Source organism: Pseudomonas sp. 10S4 (assembly GCF_034344865.1).
Classification (GTDB): domain Bacteria; phylum Pseudomonadota; class Gammaproteobacteria; order Pseudomonadales; family Pseudomonadaceae; genus Aquipseudomonas.
In genome coordinates this window covers 1,258,943-1,273,823 of record NZ_CP133774.1, presented here as the reverse complement: position 1 = coordinate 1,273,823, position 14,881 = coordinate 1,258,943, and the positions used below count along the sequence as shown (strand labels likewise).

13 protein-coding genes and 1 pseudogene are annotated in these 14,881 nt (G+C 59.9%); 8 read left to right on the top strand and 6 right to left on the bottom strand.

Features of this window, described 5'->3' with window-relative positions; translation table 11 throughout:
* Window positions 1-75: 75 nt before the first annotated feature.
* On the bottom strand, window positions 76-1,245 hold the full coding sequence (locus RHM58_RS05980) for an MFS transporter (RefSeq protein ID WP_322269864.1): 1,170 nt from the start codon (window positions 1,243-1,245) through the stop codon (window positions 76-78).
* Between the two features lie 298 nt (window positions 1,246-1,543).
* Between RHM58_RS05980 and RHM58_RS05975 the strand changes: the two genes are divergently transcribed.
* Window positions 1,544-2,377, top strand: coding sequence for an EamA family transporter (locus tag RHM58_RS05975; protein WP_201198491.1), 834 nt, complete (start codon window positions 1,544-1,546; stop codon window positions 2,375-2,377).
* Between the two features lie 41 nt (window positions 2,378-2,418).
* Complete coding sequence (locus RHM58_RS05970; RefSeq protein ID WP_201256720.1) at window positions 2,419-2,802, top strand: MAPEG family protein; 384 nt, start codon at window positions 2,419-2,421, stop codon at window positions 2,800-2,802.
* A 128-nt stretch (window positions 2,803-2,930) separates the two neighbouring features.
* On the opposite strand, the gene RHM58_RS05965 is transcribed toward RHM58_RS05970, so the two are convergent.
* On the bottom strand, window positions 2,931-4,106 hold the full coding sequence (locus RHM58_RS05965; protein WP_201198489.1) for a murein transglycosylase A: 1,176 nt from the start codon (window positions 4,104-4,106) through the stop codon (window positions 2,931-2,933).
* Window positions 4,107-4,234: 128 nt separating this feature from the next.
* On the opposite strand from RHM58_RS05965, the gene RHM58_RS05960 reads away from it, so the two are divergent.
* On the top strand, window positions 4,235-4,684 hold the full coding sequence (locus RHM58_RS05960) for a c-type cytochrome (RefSeq protein WP_201198488.1): 450 nt from the start codon (window positions 4,235-4,237) through the stop codon (window positions 4,682-4,684).
* A gap of 175 nt (window positions 4,685-4,859) precedes the next feature.
* Here RHM58_RS05960 and RHM58_RS05955 read toward each other — a convergent pair whose 3' ends face one another.
* The 4 genes from RHM58_RS05955 to RHM58_RS05940 form a co-directional block, all read right to left on the bottom strand.
* Window positions 4,860-5,255: a DUF1090 domain-containing protein gene (locus RHM58_RS05955; RefSeq protein WP_201198486.1), complete on the bottom strand. Its 396-nt coding sequence runs from the start codon at window positions 5,253-5,255 to the stop codon at window positions 4,860-4,862.
* A gap of 99 nt (window positions 5,256-5,354) precedes the next feature.
* Entirely contained in the window at window positions 5,355-7,028 is a 1,674-nt protein-coding gene (gene ligB / locus RHM58_RS05950) for an NAD-dependent DNA ligase LigB (protein WP_201256721.1), read from the bottom strand.
* A gap of 198 nt (window positions 7,029-7,226) precedes the next feature.
* Entirely contained in the window at window positions 7,227-8,417 is a 1,191-nt protein-coding gene (metK, locus tag RHM58_RS05945; protein ID WP_123404278.1) for a methionine adenosyltransferase, read from the bottom strand.
* Between the two features lie 18 nt (window positions 8,418-8,435).
* Window positions 8,436-9,431: an ArsR/SmtB family transcription factor gene (locus RHM58_RS05940; RefSeq protein ID WP_201198484.1), complete on the bottom strand. Its 996-nt coding sequence runs from the start codon at window positions 9,429-9,431 to the stop codon at window positions 8,436-8,438.
* A 260-nt stretch (window positions 9,432-9,691) separates the two neighbouring features.
* Here RHM58_RS05940 and tkt point away from each other — a divergent pair.
* The 5 genes and pseudogenes from tkt (at window position 9,692) to RHM58_RS05915 (ending at window position 14,730) form a co-directional block, all read left to right on the top strand.
* A pseudogene (gene tkt, locus RHM58_RS05935) lies at window positions 9,692-11,688 on the top strand (transketolase).
* A 151-nt stretch (window positions 11,689-11,839) separates the two neighbouring features.
* On the top strand, window positions 11,840-12,904 hold the full coding sequence (gene epd, locus RHM58_RS05930) for an erythrose-4-phosphate dehydrogenase (RefSeq protein ID WP_201198475.1): 1,065 nt from the start codon (window positions 11,840-11,842) through the stop codon (window positions 12,902-12,904).
* A gap of 17 nt (window positions 12,905-12,921) precedes the next feature.
* Window positions 12,922-14,085 carry a phosphoglycerate kinase gene (locus RHM58_RS05925; protein WP_322269862.1) on the top strand — a complete coding sequence of 388 codons (1,164 nt, stop codon included), beginning with the start codon at window positions 12,922-12,924 and terminating at the stop codon, window positions 14,083-14,085.
* A 34-nt stretch (window positions 14,086-14,119) separates the two neighbouring features.
* The gene (locus RHM58_RS05920) at window positions 14,120-14,341 is read left to right on the top strand and encodes a hypothetical protein (RefSeq protein ID WP_201198471.1); all 222 of its coding nucleotides are present in this window, start codon (window positions 14,120-14,122) and stop codon (window positions 14,339-14,341) included.
* 56 nt (window positions 14,342-14,397) lie between these two features.
* Complete coding sequence (locus tag RHM58_RS05915) at window positions 14,398-14,730, top strand: MliC family protein (RefSeq protein WP_131060609.1); 333 nt, start codon at window positions 14,398-14,400, stop codon at window positions 14,728-14,730.
* Window positions 14,731-14,881 lie beyond the last annotated feature (151 nt).

Sequence of the window (14,881 nt, the reverse complement as noted above, 5' to 3'; positions counted from 1 at the left end):
CACCGTGCGGGCAGGTTTTAGGGCTGCTTCGCACCCCAGCGGGAGCAAGCTCCCTCGCCACAAAGACTGAGGCGATCAGCCGGACACATTGACCGCCGCCGCGCCCCGGCGTTGCAGGTAGATGTAGAAGAACGCCGTCAGCACCGTCAAGCCACTGACCAGCGCCCCCGTCCACGGCAAGTCCGCCAGGTCCGCGCCACTGGCAACCACCAGCCCGCCAATCCAAGCGCCGGCCGCGTTGCCGAGGTTGAATGCGCTTTGGTTCAACGTTGAGCCGAGATTTGGCGCCTCATGCGCCTGATCGATAATCAGCAATTGCAGAATCGGGCACAGGGCAAACGCAAATATGCCCCACAGCACCAACGTAATCGCCGCCGGAATTACCGAATGGCTGGTCTGACTAAACGCCGCCAACACCACCGCAACAGCCAAGGCCATACCCACCAGCGAAGGCAGCAAACGGCTGTCCGCCAACCGACCACCGAGCATACTGCCCGCCGTCAGGCCTACGCCGAACAACAGCAGCATGATGGTTATGCCGTGAGGGCTGACGCCGGTGATGTCTTGCAGGATCGGCGCGATGTAAGTGAACACGCTGAACAAACTGGTGGAGGCCAACACGCTCATGCCCAGAGCCAGCAGCACATTGACCTTGCCCAGCACCTTGAACTCGCTGGCTAGGTTGGCCTTCTCCATGGCGATGTCTTTCGGTAACCACACCCACTGGGCAATGGCGGCGATCACGCCAATCACCGACACCGCCCAGAACGTCGAGCGCCAACCGGCGTATTGCCCGAGCGCTGTACCCAATGGCACGCCGAGTACGTTGGCCAGGGTCAAACCGGTGAACATCATGGCAATTGCCTGAGCCCGTTTGTTTGGCGCCACCAAGCCTGCCGCGACCACCGAGCCGATGCCGAAAAATGCACCGTGGCACAACGCGGTGACCACCCGCGCGGCCATCAGCGTCGCGTAGTTCGGCGCCAGGGCGCAGAGGATGTTGCCGAGTATGAACATCAACGTCATCCCCAGCAGCGTAGCTTTGCGCGGCATGTTGGCGGTGCCGATCGCCAGGATCGGTGCGCCGAACACCACGCCCAGGGCGTAGCCGGTGATCAACAGGCCGGCGTGGGGAATGCTCGCGGCGAGGTCGCGGGCGACATCGGGCAGCAAGCCCATGATGACGAATTCAGTGGTGCCGATGCCGAACGCGGCAACAGCGAGGGCAAGCAAGGCGAGTGGCATGCGCAAGGTCTCTGTCAGTAGTCTTGACGCTGTGATCAGGCATACGCATGCCGACGACCGTGCTCGATGAGCGCGGGCGGTGGCAAAAATTATTGGAATTAGTCTGTGCGCAACTGAGTGCGGCGTGGTCGCTTGCAGTATAAACAGCTGCGGACATATGGCGAATCAATTCTCCGGACCTTCCCCTGTAGGAGCTGCCGAAGGCTGCGATCTTTTGATGTTGGCTTTTTTAAGATCAAAAGATCGCAGCCTTCGGCAGCTCCTACGGGTGTGTGGGGAACATAAAAAGGAGTAAGCCGTGCTTGCGACGGCGTTGGTATTGGTGGCGGCGCTGTTGCACGCGGCGTGGAATACCCTGATCAAATTCAGCGCCGAACGGTTGCTGGTAGTGGCTTGCATGGACTCGGTGGCGATGCTGTTTGTCGCGGTGATGTTGCCGTTCGTGAATCTGCCACCGATAGAAATCTGGCCGTGGATTCTGGCGTCGGCAGCGTTCGAGTTGCTCTATCGCTACTTGCTGATTCAGGCCTATCGGGTCGGTGACCTGGGGCTGGTCTATCCGCTGATGCGCGGTCTGTCACCACTGGTGGTGCTGGCGTTGACGCTGATCTTTGCCGGCGAAGTGCTGACGAATCAGCAGATCTTCGGCATTTTGCTGATCCCGTTCGGCATGCTGTGCCTGCTCTGGCAGGGTGGTGGCGGTGCGCGGCTGCCGTGGTCGATGCTGCCGGTGGTGGCGTTGATCGGCCTGTGTATCGGCTGCTACACCTTCATCGATGGCCAGGCGTTACGGCGCTGGTCTCATCCGCTGGACTATTTGGTCTGGGTCACGTTGCTCAGCGCCTGGCCGTTCCCGTTGCTGGCACTGGTGCGTAAGCGACGAGCGTTCATGCTGTTCTGGCGTGAACAGTGGCGACTGGGGTTGGCGGTCGGGTTCTGTGTGTTGTTCAGCTACGCTTTGGTGCTGTGGGCGATGCAACTGGGCTCGATTGCCGAAGCGGCGGCGCTGCGTGAGATCAGTGTGATTCTGGTGGTGCTGTTCGGCATGCGGTATCTGAAAGAACCTTTCGGCCGGCCACGGCTCTTAGCTTGCGGGTTGGTACTGATCGGCATGCTGGTGATGAAGTTTTGACTGGCCCCCGAATTTCTAAAAACTGAAGAAAGGACTGCTTTATGACGGTTGCTCTGTGGTGCGTGATGATTGCGATTTTCCTGCCCTATATCTGCACGGGCGTCGCCAAGGCCAGTGGCGGGTTCAATCTCAAAGACAACCATGATCCCCGGGACTTTCTCGAGTCGCTGAATGGTTTGGGCAGGCGTGCACATGCGGCGCAGTTGAATAGCTTCGAAGTGACACCGGCGTTTGCGGCGGCGGTGATCGTGGCGCATTTGGTGGGGACGGCGCAGTTGGTGACGGTCAACGTGCTGGCGGTGATGTTTATCACCAGTCGCCTGCTGTACATCATTTGCTACCTGGCGGATTGGGCGATCTTGCGGTCGCTGGTGTGGTTTGTGGGGATGGGGTTGATTGCCAGTTTCTTTTTTGTGTCGATCTGAGGCGTTTTAGCCAGAATCATCGGTGTCTGTCCTGGCCTCATCGCGAGCAGGCTCGCTCCCACATTGGAATGCATTTCCCTGTGGGAGCGAGCTTGCTCGCGATAGCTATCTAACTGCCAATAGATGGCTCAAGGTTTCACCGCATCAGCCACCTGCGGCACTTGCGGTAATGCTGCGCCTTTTGGCCACAACATCCAGATCTGCCCTTGCTGTTTCATGTCCCCGGCCAGTTGCCCGGCCGCCTCGCCTGTGCCCCAGAACAAGTCCGCGCGAACCTCGCCAGCAATCGCACCGCCGGTATCTTGAGCTGCCACCGGGCGTACCAGTGCGGTGCCGTCCGGTTTAGTGGTCGATAACCACAACAGGCTGCCCAGCGGAATCACCTTGCGATCCACCGCTGCGCTGTAACCCGCAGTCAGTGGCACGTTCAGCGAGCCACGCGGGCCTTCATTGCTGTCTGGATTACGGGTGAAAAACACGTAGCTCGGGTTGCTGCCCAGCAGTTGCGGAATACGAGACGGGTTCGCTTTAGCCCAAGTGCTGATAGCGCCCATGGTCACGTCTTCTTTCTTCAGTTCACCCTGATCCACCAGCCAGCGGCCGATCGGTCGATAGGGGTGGCCGTTCTGGTCTGCATAGGCGATGCGCAATTGGCGGCCGTCGTCGAGCTGGATACGCCCGGAACCCTGGATTTGCAGGAATTGCAGGTTCATCGGGTCGGTCAGCCAGGCAACGACCGGTGCCTTGACCCCTTTGCTCTCGATGGTGGCGGCGTCGTCATACGGCTTGAGCACGCGACCTTCGAGCCGTCCGCGCAGGCGTTTGCCCTTGAGTTCCGGGTAAATGCTGTCCAGGGACACAATGATCATGTCGTCGGGCACGCCGTACACCGGGATGTTTGCCACTTCAGTCTGGGTCAGGCTGCCGGGGTACACGGGCTCGTAATAGCCGGTGATCAGGCCGTTGGGATTGTCATTGGCGGCACGCAGGCCGTAGACCTCCAGGTTCTGCTTGAGGAAGCCACGAATGTCATCGGCGGTTTGCGGCACGGTCGCGGATGCCGCGCAGGTCGAGCCCCAGACCGGGTCGGCCTTGAGTCGGGTGCAGGCGCTGCGCCAGGAGCCGAAGCCGGCCACCAGGTCGTTGTCTGACACGGCCGGTAGCGCATCCCAAGTGGCGCTGGTGTAAGTGGCCAGCGCGTGGGTTTTCGGCTTGTTGTCGCCCCCGGTGCAGCCTGCGAGCACGGCCACCATCGGAAGGGTCCAGGCCAGGCAATGTTGCCAGGCCTTGAAACGGCTGTTCATGGAGTAATTCCTTTGACGGTTGCCTGAGTGCTCCATGCGCTCAAACAACCCTTATTGATAATAGGGCTATTGGTCTTTAACGATGACGCGAGGATACTGGCCGCCGTTCCCCGTGACCTGAAGCCACCATGACTCTTAAAAGACTTTCTGTTGTATTGCTGGCCTGCCTGACCCTGTCCGCTTGCGGCGGTGTTGACCCGAACTCGCCGTTGGGTCAGCGCAAGGCGATTTTCAAGCAAATGCTCAAGACCGGCGAAGACCTGGGTGGCATGTTGCGTGGGCGCATTCCGTTCGACGGGCCGAAATTTGCCGATGGTGCGGTGAAACTTGATTCGCTGTCCCACGAACCGTGGAAGCATTTCCCGCAGGTGCGCGAAGAAGATCACACCAGCGCCAAGGACAATGTGTGGCAGCAGCAGGCACGCTTCCAGGAAATGGCCCGCAACCTTGAAGGCGCCACCGGTGAATTGGTGGTTGCCAGCAAGGTTCAGCCTTACCAGGCGAGCAATCTTGGGCCGGCAGTGCAGAAAGTCGAAGATGCCTGTAGTGCATGCCATAAACAGTTTCGGGATCATTGATCTAGCGGTGTGTATTCCCTGTGGCGAGGGGGCTTGCCCCGTTCGGCTGCGAAGCAGTCGTCAATTCGGCCCGCGCGGTCTATCTGATTATCCGCGTCTGCTGATTTTGGGGCCGCTTCGCGACCCAGCGGGGGCAAGCCCCTCGCCACAAAAGCTCCCTGGCGCAGCCGGAAACTTACTTATCCAATTCGTCCAACGCATCCTGCAATTCCTTGCGGGAATCGGCGAGTTTGTCTTTGCGTTTGTTGATCTTGTCGGCATCGCCTTTTTTCATGGCCTTGTCGAGATCAGCCTGACGCGTGCTGACTTCATGCTTGGCGTCGAGCACCTTGTTTTCGCGTTCCTTCTTCAGGGAGGCGTCGGTGCAGTGGGCGGTGACTTCGCTCAGGGCGGTCTCCAGGCCGGCTTGCTGATCGGCATTGCCGCGGCTTTTGGCCTGTTCGATCTGGTTGACGATGCCCTGTTTCTTGGCCGCGCAGCCGGTCAGTTCCGGGATTTCTTCAGCAGCCATCAGTGGAGCGGCCAGCACGCTGCAAAGGGTCAACAGGGCGAGCGGTGAAAGAAATTTCATAAAAGCTCCATTCGAAGAGGCAATCGGGTCGATGTGGCAATGGGCTGTTTGAGCGCAGCGCCACCATTGGGTTCCCAGGCTGACAGGCATTGTTGGTCGCTAAAAACCGTCAATCCCCGCAATGCGTAACGTTTCACTCAAGGCCAGGACCTGCGGATCGCGGAAAAACGCGCTCAATTTCGCTGCACGTCCCGGGCCGATGCCTGCCTCGGCCTGCCATTGTTCGTTGCTGCGTTGCGCCAGTGCCTGCCATGAATCGGCGAGCTGTGCCTGGCCCGTCGGTGGCAAGCCCAGGGCTTTGAGCCAGCGAGCGAAGGGCTGTTGCCGTGCACTTTCAAAACTGTTTAGAAGACGAGCACTGCTGCGTTCGCCGAAGCCGGCAATGTTAGCAAGCTCTTGAGCATCGAGGGTCAACCAATCCAGCAGGCTGTTGAGGCGGCCTGTTTCGAGAAGTTTCTCCCAGGTGCCGGGACCGACATGGGGCAGGGCCAGCCCCTGCTTGCCGCTGAGCCAGGTAAGCCGCGCGAGGAATTGACTCTCGCACCCTGGCGTCGGCTGCCAGCAGCTCAATGGATGAAAGTCCGACGCCAACGGTGCGTTCACTTCAGGGCGTTCAGTGCTGCGCAGCACCACGCCGTCGAGCCTGGGAATGGTCAGGCCCGCGAGGCTGATGGCCACCTGATCGCCGGGGCGAATGTCCAATTGTTCCCAGCGTTGCAGCGAACTGACACTCACACGCTTGACCTGCCGGTCATCGAGCTTCACCGGCGAAAGCTCCAGTACCGGCGTGATCCGCCCGGTCCGGCCGATCTTGAAGTTGACCTTGCGAACCTCGGCCAGCGCCTGGGCAAAGGGGTACTTCCAGGCGACGCTCCAATAAGGTGGCCGGGGCTGCCAGCGCTCGGCGGGTGGGCGATGGCTCTGGCGCAGGACAACGCCGTCGCTGGCAAAGGGCAGTGGCGAGCGATACCAGTGATCGCGCCAGCGCTGCGCATCGGCAAATGTGCTGATCGGTTGGCTGTAGGGTTTGGTGATCGTAAAACCCAACTCATCCAGTGCTGTTACCCGGGCCGGCAGGCTTGCCGGACCTTGTGGCCAGTCCCAGACAAACAACCCGATCCCGGCAGCTTGCTCGGCACTCAGTGACTTGCGCGCCATCAGCCCGGCCACAGTGGCGCGGGCATTGAGGCTGCCGTCCCTGGCTTGTACGTGATCGGTCAGGCGCCAATAGAGTTCGCCTTGCAGCAACATATCCAGCGGTTGCGTGAGTTGTTGGGGGATATCGGCGATCTGGCGCACCGAGGCGGTCCAGTCTTGGCCGTTTATTCCGTCGCCGCGACTGATCGCCTGATGCAGCTGGCCGTTGCGGTAAATCAGTGACACCGCCACGCCATCGACCTTGGGTTGAATCCAGATGTCCTTGCGGTCGCGAACCCAGGCTGCGACGGCACGTTCGTCGTGCAGTTTTTCCAGGCCGGTGTGGGCAATCGGGTGAGGTACCTTGCCGGCCGCCGTTCGTAGCGGTTGGGCAGAGTGGGCGAGGTTGAAGCACTGGCGCCAATGCGTCAGCCGGGCCCGGGACTGGTCGTAGAGTTCGTCGGCAACCAGTGAGCGGCCGTCACGGTGGTAGCTCTCGTCCCAGAGGTCGATTTGCTGTTGCAGGGCGGTGATTTCGGCCTGTGCGCGGGTGGGTGCCCAGTCGGGGCAGTCAGTGGCGTTGGCGGTGAGGGATATGAGTAGAAGGGCGAAAAACAGGCGCAGGTTGGGGAGCATCTTGAGCGTCCTTGCTCATTGGGATGCTTGAAGGCTAGGTCAATATTGAGAGGTGCAAAGGGTGGGTGTTTTGCAGGATGTGGCTGGGTGACCTGGCTGGCCTCTTCGCGAGCAAGCCCGCTCCCACAGTTGATCGCGTTCCAATAAAAAGCCCCGCACGGCGAACCGTGCGGGGCTTTTGGTACCGCCAGGAAAGTCTTACAGGCCGGCAGCCAGACGCAAATCGTCGGCGCGGTCGGTTTTTTCCCAGGTGAAGGTTGTGAAAGTATCTTCGCCAACAGTCTTGGTTTGCGGAGTGCGACCGAAGTGGCCGTACGCTGCAGTTTCCTGGTACATCGGGTGCAGCAGGTCGAGCATGGTGGTGATTGCGTATGGACGCAGGTCGAACACTTCGCGAACCAGTTTGACGATTTTGTCGTCGCTGATTTTGCCGGTGCCGAAGGTGTTCAACGAGATCGACGTAGGCTGAGCAACACCGATTGCGTAGGAAACCTGAATCTCGCAACGCTCTGCCAGGCCGGCCGCAACGATGTTCTTGGCCACGTAACGACCGGCGTAGGCCGCCGAACGGTCAACCTTCGATGGATCTTTACCGGAGAACGCGCCGCCGCCGTGGCGAGCCATGCCGCCGTAGCTGTCGACGATGATCTTGCGACCGGTCAGGCCGCAGTCGCCAACCGGGCCACCGATGATGAACTGGCCAGTCGGGTTGATGTGGAACTGGGTGTCCTTGGACAGCAATTCGGCAGGCAGCACGTGCTTGACGATCAGCTCCATCACGCCTTCGCGCAGGTCTTTGTACGACACTTCAGGGTTGTGCTGGGTCGACAGAACAACAGCGTCGATACCGACAACCTTGCCGCCTTCGTAACGGCAAGTCACTTGCGACTTGGCGTCCGGGCGCAGCCAAGGCAGCAGGCCGGATTTACGGGCTTCGGCCTGGCGCTGAACCAGTTGGTGCGAGAAAGTGATCGGTGCTGGCATCAGCACGTCGGTTTCGTTGCTGGCGTAGCCGAACATCAGGCCCTGGTCGCCGGCACCCTGATCTTCAGGCTTGGCACGGTCAACACCCTGGTTGATGTCAGGGGACTGCTTGCCGATGATGTTCATCACGCCGCAGGTCGCGCCGTCGAAGCCGACGTCGGAGCTGTTGTAGCCGATATCGAGAATCACGTTACGGACGATGTCTTCCAGGTCGACCCAGGCCGACGTGGTGACTTCACCTGCGATGATGGCAACGCCGGTTTTGACCATGGTTTCGCACGCAACGCGGGCGAACTTGTCTTCAGCAATGATGGCGTCCAGCACTGCATCGGAAATCTGGTCGGCGATTTTATCCGGATGCCCTTCAGACACGGACTCGGAGGTGAAGAGGGAGTATTCGCTCATCTCGATGTTTTCCTGAATTTACCGATGGTGAGTGTCGCCAGCCGGTCGCTGAAAATGGCGGACCTGGATCTGGAAACCATTGCGTAAGCCTACATAGAGGCTTTCCCCGGGAACGAGTCCCGCAGCGGTGGCCCAACGGGCCAAATCGTCCTGTTCAAACCCCAACCACAGATCACCGCAGGCCTCCCTGGCCCAACTCTGGTTGTGGCTACATAACTCTGTCACTAACAGGCTACCGCCTGGTTGCAGCAAACCGGCCATGTGCTTTAGTGCTTCGGCCGGTGCTGCGAAATGGTGAAGCACCATGTTCAGTACAACGCAATCGGCGGTAAGGCTTACACCGTTCAGTGCATCGGCCAATTGCAGGCTGACATTAGTCAGCGTTTCACGTTCGCAGACCTGGCGCGCCAGTTCGAGCATCGCCGCGCTGTTGTCCAGCGCGGTCACCTGGGTGAAGCGGCGCGCCAGTTCCGGCAGAAAACCGCCGTCGCCAGGGCCAACTTCAATGGCGGTGGCGCCTTCACTGAAACTCAGCTTGTCGAGCAACGCCACCACGCTTTCGCGGTACTGCGGCAGGCCGGCGATCAAGTCTTGCTGGGCGCGAAACTTCTCCGCTACCCGTGAGAAAAAGTCCTGGCTGGCCGCCGCCCGTTGCCCATGGACCTGACCGATCCGCGACTGCACATCGGCCGGCAGGGTCAGGTTATCCACTTCTTCCAGCAAGGCTGCGTGCAGCTTGCCGCCCAGCAGGTCGGTGTGGGGCAGGGCGCGACGGTAGAAAATCGCGTTGCCTTCACGGCGGGTCGCCACCAGTTCAGCCTGGGCCAACACCTTGAGGTGGTGACTCATGCCGGATTGCCCCATGCCGAAGATCTGCGCCAGCTCCAGCACGCCAAACGAATCGTTGGCCAGCGCGCGCAATACATTCAGCCGCAGAGGATCGCCGCCAGCCTTGCACAGGGCCGCCAGCTCATCGCAATCGTCATGTTGAATGGAAGGCACACGTAAATTCATAAGGCCAGCAGTCTAGTGACGGTCAGAAAACCCTGCAAGAGCAATATCAAAAAGTTTTGATATTGCTCGATAGATGGCACTTCTCGGGCAAAGGGACCTCCTACAAAACGTGTGCGGAAAGGTTTCACCAGGCGAATGCGACTTTATCCACCGGAAAAACACCTCCAGATGACTATCTGTCATTGCCCCGAGGCGGGTGGGTGAGGGAAAATGCTCGCCTTTTTTCCGTTTCAATTTATTCAAACCCCAGGAGATCAGCGATGCCAAGCCGTCGTGAGCGTGCCAACGCCATTCGTGCCCTCAGCATGGATGCCGTGCAAAAAGCCAACAGCGGCCATCCCGGTGCCCCTATGGGTATGGCGGATATCGCCGAAGTACTTTGGCGTGACTACCTGAAGCACAACCCGAGCAATCCATCGTTCGCCGACCGTGACCGCTTCGTGATGTCCAACGGTCATGGTTCGATGCTGGTTTACTCGTTGCTGCACCTGACCGGCTACGACCTGTCGATCGATGACCTGAAAAACTTCCGCCAACTGCACAGCCGTACCCCGGGCCACCCGGAATTCGGCTACACCCCGGGCGTTGAAACCACCACTGGTCCACTGGGCCAAGGCCTGGCCAACGGCGTAGGTTTTGCCCTGGCAGAAAAAGTCATGGCGGCGCAGTTCAACCGTCCTGGCCACAACATCGTTGATCACCACACCTACGTGTTCCTGGGTGATGGCTGCATGATGGAAGGTATTTCCCACGAAGTCGGCTCCCTGGCCGGTACGTTGGGCCTGGGTAAACTGATTGCTTTCTACGATGACAACGGCATCTCCATCGACGGCGAAGTCGAAGGCTGGTTCACCGATGACACGCCGAAACGTTTCGAAGCCTACAACTGGCAGGTGATCCGCAACTCGACGGTCACGACCCGGAAGAGATCAAGACTGCGATCGAAACCGCTCGTAAAAGCGCTCAGCCAACGCTGATCTGCTGCAAGACCACGATCGGCTTCGGTTCGCCGAACAAGCAAGGTAAAGAAGACTGCCACGGCGCCCCGTTGGGTGACGCGGAAATCGCTCTGACCCGCAAGGCGCTGAACTGGAACTACGCACCGTTCGAAATCCCGGCTGACATTTATGCCGAGTGGGACGCCAAGGAAGCTGGTCGCGCGACCGAAGCCGAGTGGGATCAGCGTTTCGCTGCTTACTCCGCTGCTTTCCCTGAGCTGGCCAACGAACTGGTTCGTCGTCTGAGCGGCGAACTGCCGGCTGACTTCGCTGAAAAAGCGTCTGCTTACATCGCTGAAGTCGCGGCCAAAGGCGAAACCATCGCCAGCCGTAAAGCCAGCCAGAACGCACTGAATGCCTACGGCCCGCTGTTGCCTGAACTGCTGGGCGGCTCCGCTGACCTGGCCGGTTCCAACCTGACCCTGTGGAAAGGTTGCAAAGGTGTCTCGGCTGAAGACGCCAGCGGCAACTACATGTACTACGGCGTTCGCGAGTTCGGCATGAGCGCGATCATGAACGGCGTGTCCCTGCACGGCGGTCTTGTGCCTTACGGCGCAACGTTCCTGATGTTCATGGAATACGCGCGCAACGCGGTACGTATGGCCTCGCTGATGAAGAAGCGCGTGGTGTTCGTCTACACCCACGACTCCATCGGTCTGGGCGAAGACGGCCCGACTCACCAGCCAGTCGAGCAACTGACCAGCCTGCGCAGCACCCCGAACCTCGACACCTGGCGTCCAGCCGATGCCGTTGAATCGGCGGTTTGCTGGAAACTGGCTCTGGAACGCAAGGACGGCCCTTCGGCGCTGATCTTCTCGCGTCAGAACCTGCAGCACCAAACCCGTGATGCCGGCCAGATCGCCGACATCGCCCGTGGCGGTTATGTGTTGAAGGACTGTGCAGGCGAGCCTGAGCTGATCCTGATCTCCACCGGTTCCGAAGTGGGCCTGACGGTTCAGGCTTACGACAAGCTGACCGAGCAAGGTCGCAAGGTGCGGGTTGTTTCGATGCCGTGCACCAGCGTGTTCGATGCTCAGGATGCAGGCTACAAGCAAGCAGTCCTGCCGTTGCAAGTCAGCGCCCGTATCGCCATCGAAGCCGCTCACGCGGACTACTGGTACAAATACGTGGGCCTGGAAGGTCGCGTGATCGGCATGACCACCTACGGCGAGTCGGCGCCTGCGCCAGCCTTGTTCGAAGAGTTCGGCTTCACCCTGGAAAACATCCTGGGTCAGGCTGAAGAGCTGCTGGAAGACTAAGTCCGACAGTTGTGTTGTCCGGGCTGACGCCATCGCGAGCAGGCTCGCTCCCACATTGGAATACATTTCCCTGTGGGAGCGAGCTTGCTCGCGATGGCGTTGGTCCAATCACCACAACACTGACGGATTCACCACGGTAATCGAGAACCCCATGCCTCAACCGCGTCCTTACAAAGTTGCACTCAACGGCTACGGCCGGATTGGTCGTTGCGTCTTGCGTGCGTTGTTTGAGCGAGGCTCGACGGCTGGGTTTGAAATTGTCGCGATCAACGATCTGGCTGACATGGCCAGCATCGAATACCTGACACGCTTCGACTCTACTCACGGGCGTTTCCCCGGTGAAGTGCGGGTTGAGGGCGATTGTCTGCATATTCAAGGCAACTGCGTGAAGGTCCTGCGCAGTGCTATCCCCGAAGGCATCGATTGGGCGTCCCTGGGCGTCGATCTGGTGCTGGAGTGCTCCGGCGCTTACCACACCCGTGAAGACGGCCAGCGTTTCCTTGACGCCGGCGCCCCACGCGTGCTGTTTTCCCAGCCGATGGCCAGCGAAGCAGATGTCGACGCCACCATCGTCTACGGCGTGAACCAGGATTGCCTGACCGGCGACGAACTGCTGGTGTCCAACGCGTCCTGTACTACCAACTGCGGCGTGCCGCTGTTGCGCCTGCTGGATCAGGCCATTGGCCTGGAATACGTGTCGATCACCACCATCCACTCGGCGATGAACGATCAGCCGGTGATCGACGCCTATCACCACGAAGACCTGCGCCGGACCCGTTCGGCGTTCCAGTCGGTGATCCCGGTGTCCACTGGTCTGGCGCGCGGCATCGAACGCCTGCTGCCGGAACTTGCCGGGCGAATTCAGGCCAAAGCCGTACGGGTGCCGACGGTGAACGTGTCTTGCCTCGACATAACGATGCAGACCGTGAGCGACACCGATGCCACCGAGGTCAACCGGATTCTGCGTGAGGCCGCCACCAGCGGCCCGCTCAAAGGCCTGCTGGCCTACACCGAGTTGCCTCACGCCAGTTGTGATTTCAACCATGACCCACATTCGGCCATCGTCGATGCCAGTCAGACCCGTGTTTCCGGCCCACGGCTGGTGAACATCCTGGCCTGGTTCGACAACGAATGGGGGTTTGCCAACCGAATGCTGGACGTTGCAGAACACTATCTGCAAACAGCTACTTCAAAACCAGCTACTTCAAAACAGTAACTCAGGAATTGCGACCCATGACCGTGTTGAAGATGACCGACCTCGATCTGCAAGGTAAGCGCGTACTGATCCGCGAAGACCTCAACGTCCCAATCAAGGACGGTGTTGTCACCAGCGATGCGCGTATCCTGGCTTCGCTGCCGACCATCAAGCTGGCCCTGGAAAAAGGCGCGGCCGTGATGGTCTGTTCGCACCTTGGCCGTCCGACTGAAGGCGAGTTCTCGGCCGAGAACAGCCTCAAGCCAGTCGCCGACTACCTGAGCAAGGCCCTGGGCCGCGAAGTGCCGCTGGTGTCCGACTACCTGGGCGGCGTTGACGTGAAGGCCGGCGACATCGTGCTGTTCGAAAACGTACGCTTCAACAAAGGCGAGAAAAAGAACGCTGACGAACTGGCCCAGCAATACGCCGCCCTGTGCGACGTGTTCGTGATGGACGCCTTCGGCACCGCTCACCGTGCCGAGGGTTCGACCCACGGCGTGGCCAAGTTCGCCAAAGTCGCTGCTGCTGGTCCGTTGCTGGCCGCTGAACTGGACGCACTGGGCAAAGCCCTCGGCGCCCCGGCCCAGCCAATGGCAGCGATCGTTGCCGGTTCCAAGGTCTCGACCAAACTCGACGTGCTCAATAGCTTGAGCCAGATCTGCAACCAGTTGATCGTTGGCGGCGGCATTGCCAACACCTTCCTGGCTGCTGCCGGTCACCCGGTGGGCAAGTCGCTGTACGAGCCTGATTTGCTGGACACCGCCCGAGCCATCGCTGCCAAAGTCAGCGTGCCGCTGCCAGTGGACGTTGTGGTTGCCAAGGAATTCGCTGAAAGCGCGACTGCGACCGTCAAGCTGATCGCTGACGTAGCCGCCGACGATATGATCCTGGACATCGGCCCACAGACCGCGGCGAATTTCGCCGAGCTGTTGAAGTCGTCCAAGACCATTTTGTGGAACGGCCCGGTGGGCGTGTTCGAATTCGACCAGTTCGGTAACGGTACCAAAGTGCTGGCCCAGGCCATCGCTGAAAGCTCGGCGTTCTCCATCGCGGGCGGCGGCGACACCCTGGCCGCCATCGATAAACATGGCGTTGCCGATCAGATCTCCTACATTTCTACCGGTGGTGGCGCCTTCCTCGAATTCGTCGAAGGCAAGGTTCTGCCAGCCGTTGAAGTCCTGGAAAGCCGGGCCAAGGCCTGAGGCCACCCAAATGACCAGGCAAAGGAGTGTTTACATGGTCAGGACGCTAGCGCTGTTGATCGTCGCAGGTTCCCTGGCGGCTTGCGGGAGTAACCCGAAAGCCACGCCGGAACCCGCGCCGTCTGCGTCGGATAAAGGTTGCTACCAGGCCGACTGGCAGGCAGAAACCAACCCGGTGCTCAACAAGCGCTCCGGGCCGGATGGCCTGGACAAATACGAGACACAGACTCCCGCCAAGGAACGTGGCTGCCCTTGACGGGTCTGACTCTTTACTCAAGGCCGGCGGCGTGCGCCGTCGGTCGAGGAACACGGATGAAAGGTTTTATCGCCGTCATGGCGTTGGCGTTGCTGGCAGGTTGCTCAAATTTCAACCTGTTCAAGCCTGCCGAATCGACGGACAACTGGACCACCTGGACCTGCGACAGCCAGGCCAAAGTGCTCTGGCGCTACACTGACGACAGCCGCAAGGAAGTCGACGTGCGCCTCGGCGGAGCCGATCAGGTCTACCGCTTGAAGCTTGAGCCGGGCGCCGAAGGGTCGCTTTACAGCAATGACATGCTGGCGTTTCACGTAAAAGGTGAGGAAGGCCTGGTGTACTGGGTCGCCACCAACGATTTGATTGGCCGCGGCTGTAAAGCGCAGTAAGGCGATTGATTTGATTCACGGAGAACCCAATGTGGGAGCGGGCTTGCTCGCGAAGGCGGCGGGTCAGCTTGCATCAATGTTGAATGTTGAACCGCATTCGCGAGCAAGCCCGCTCCCACAAAGGTTCTGTGTAGGTTCTACAGATTTTTGC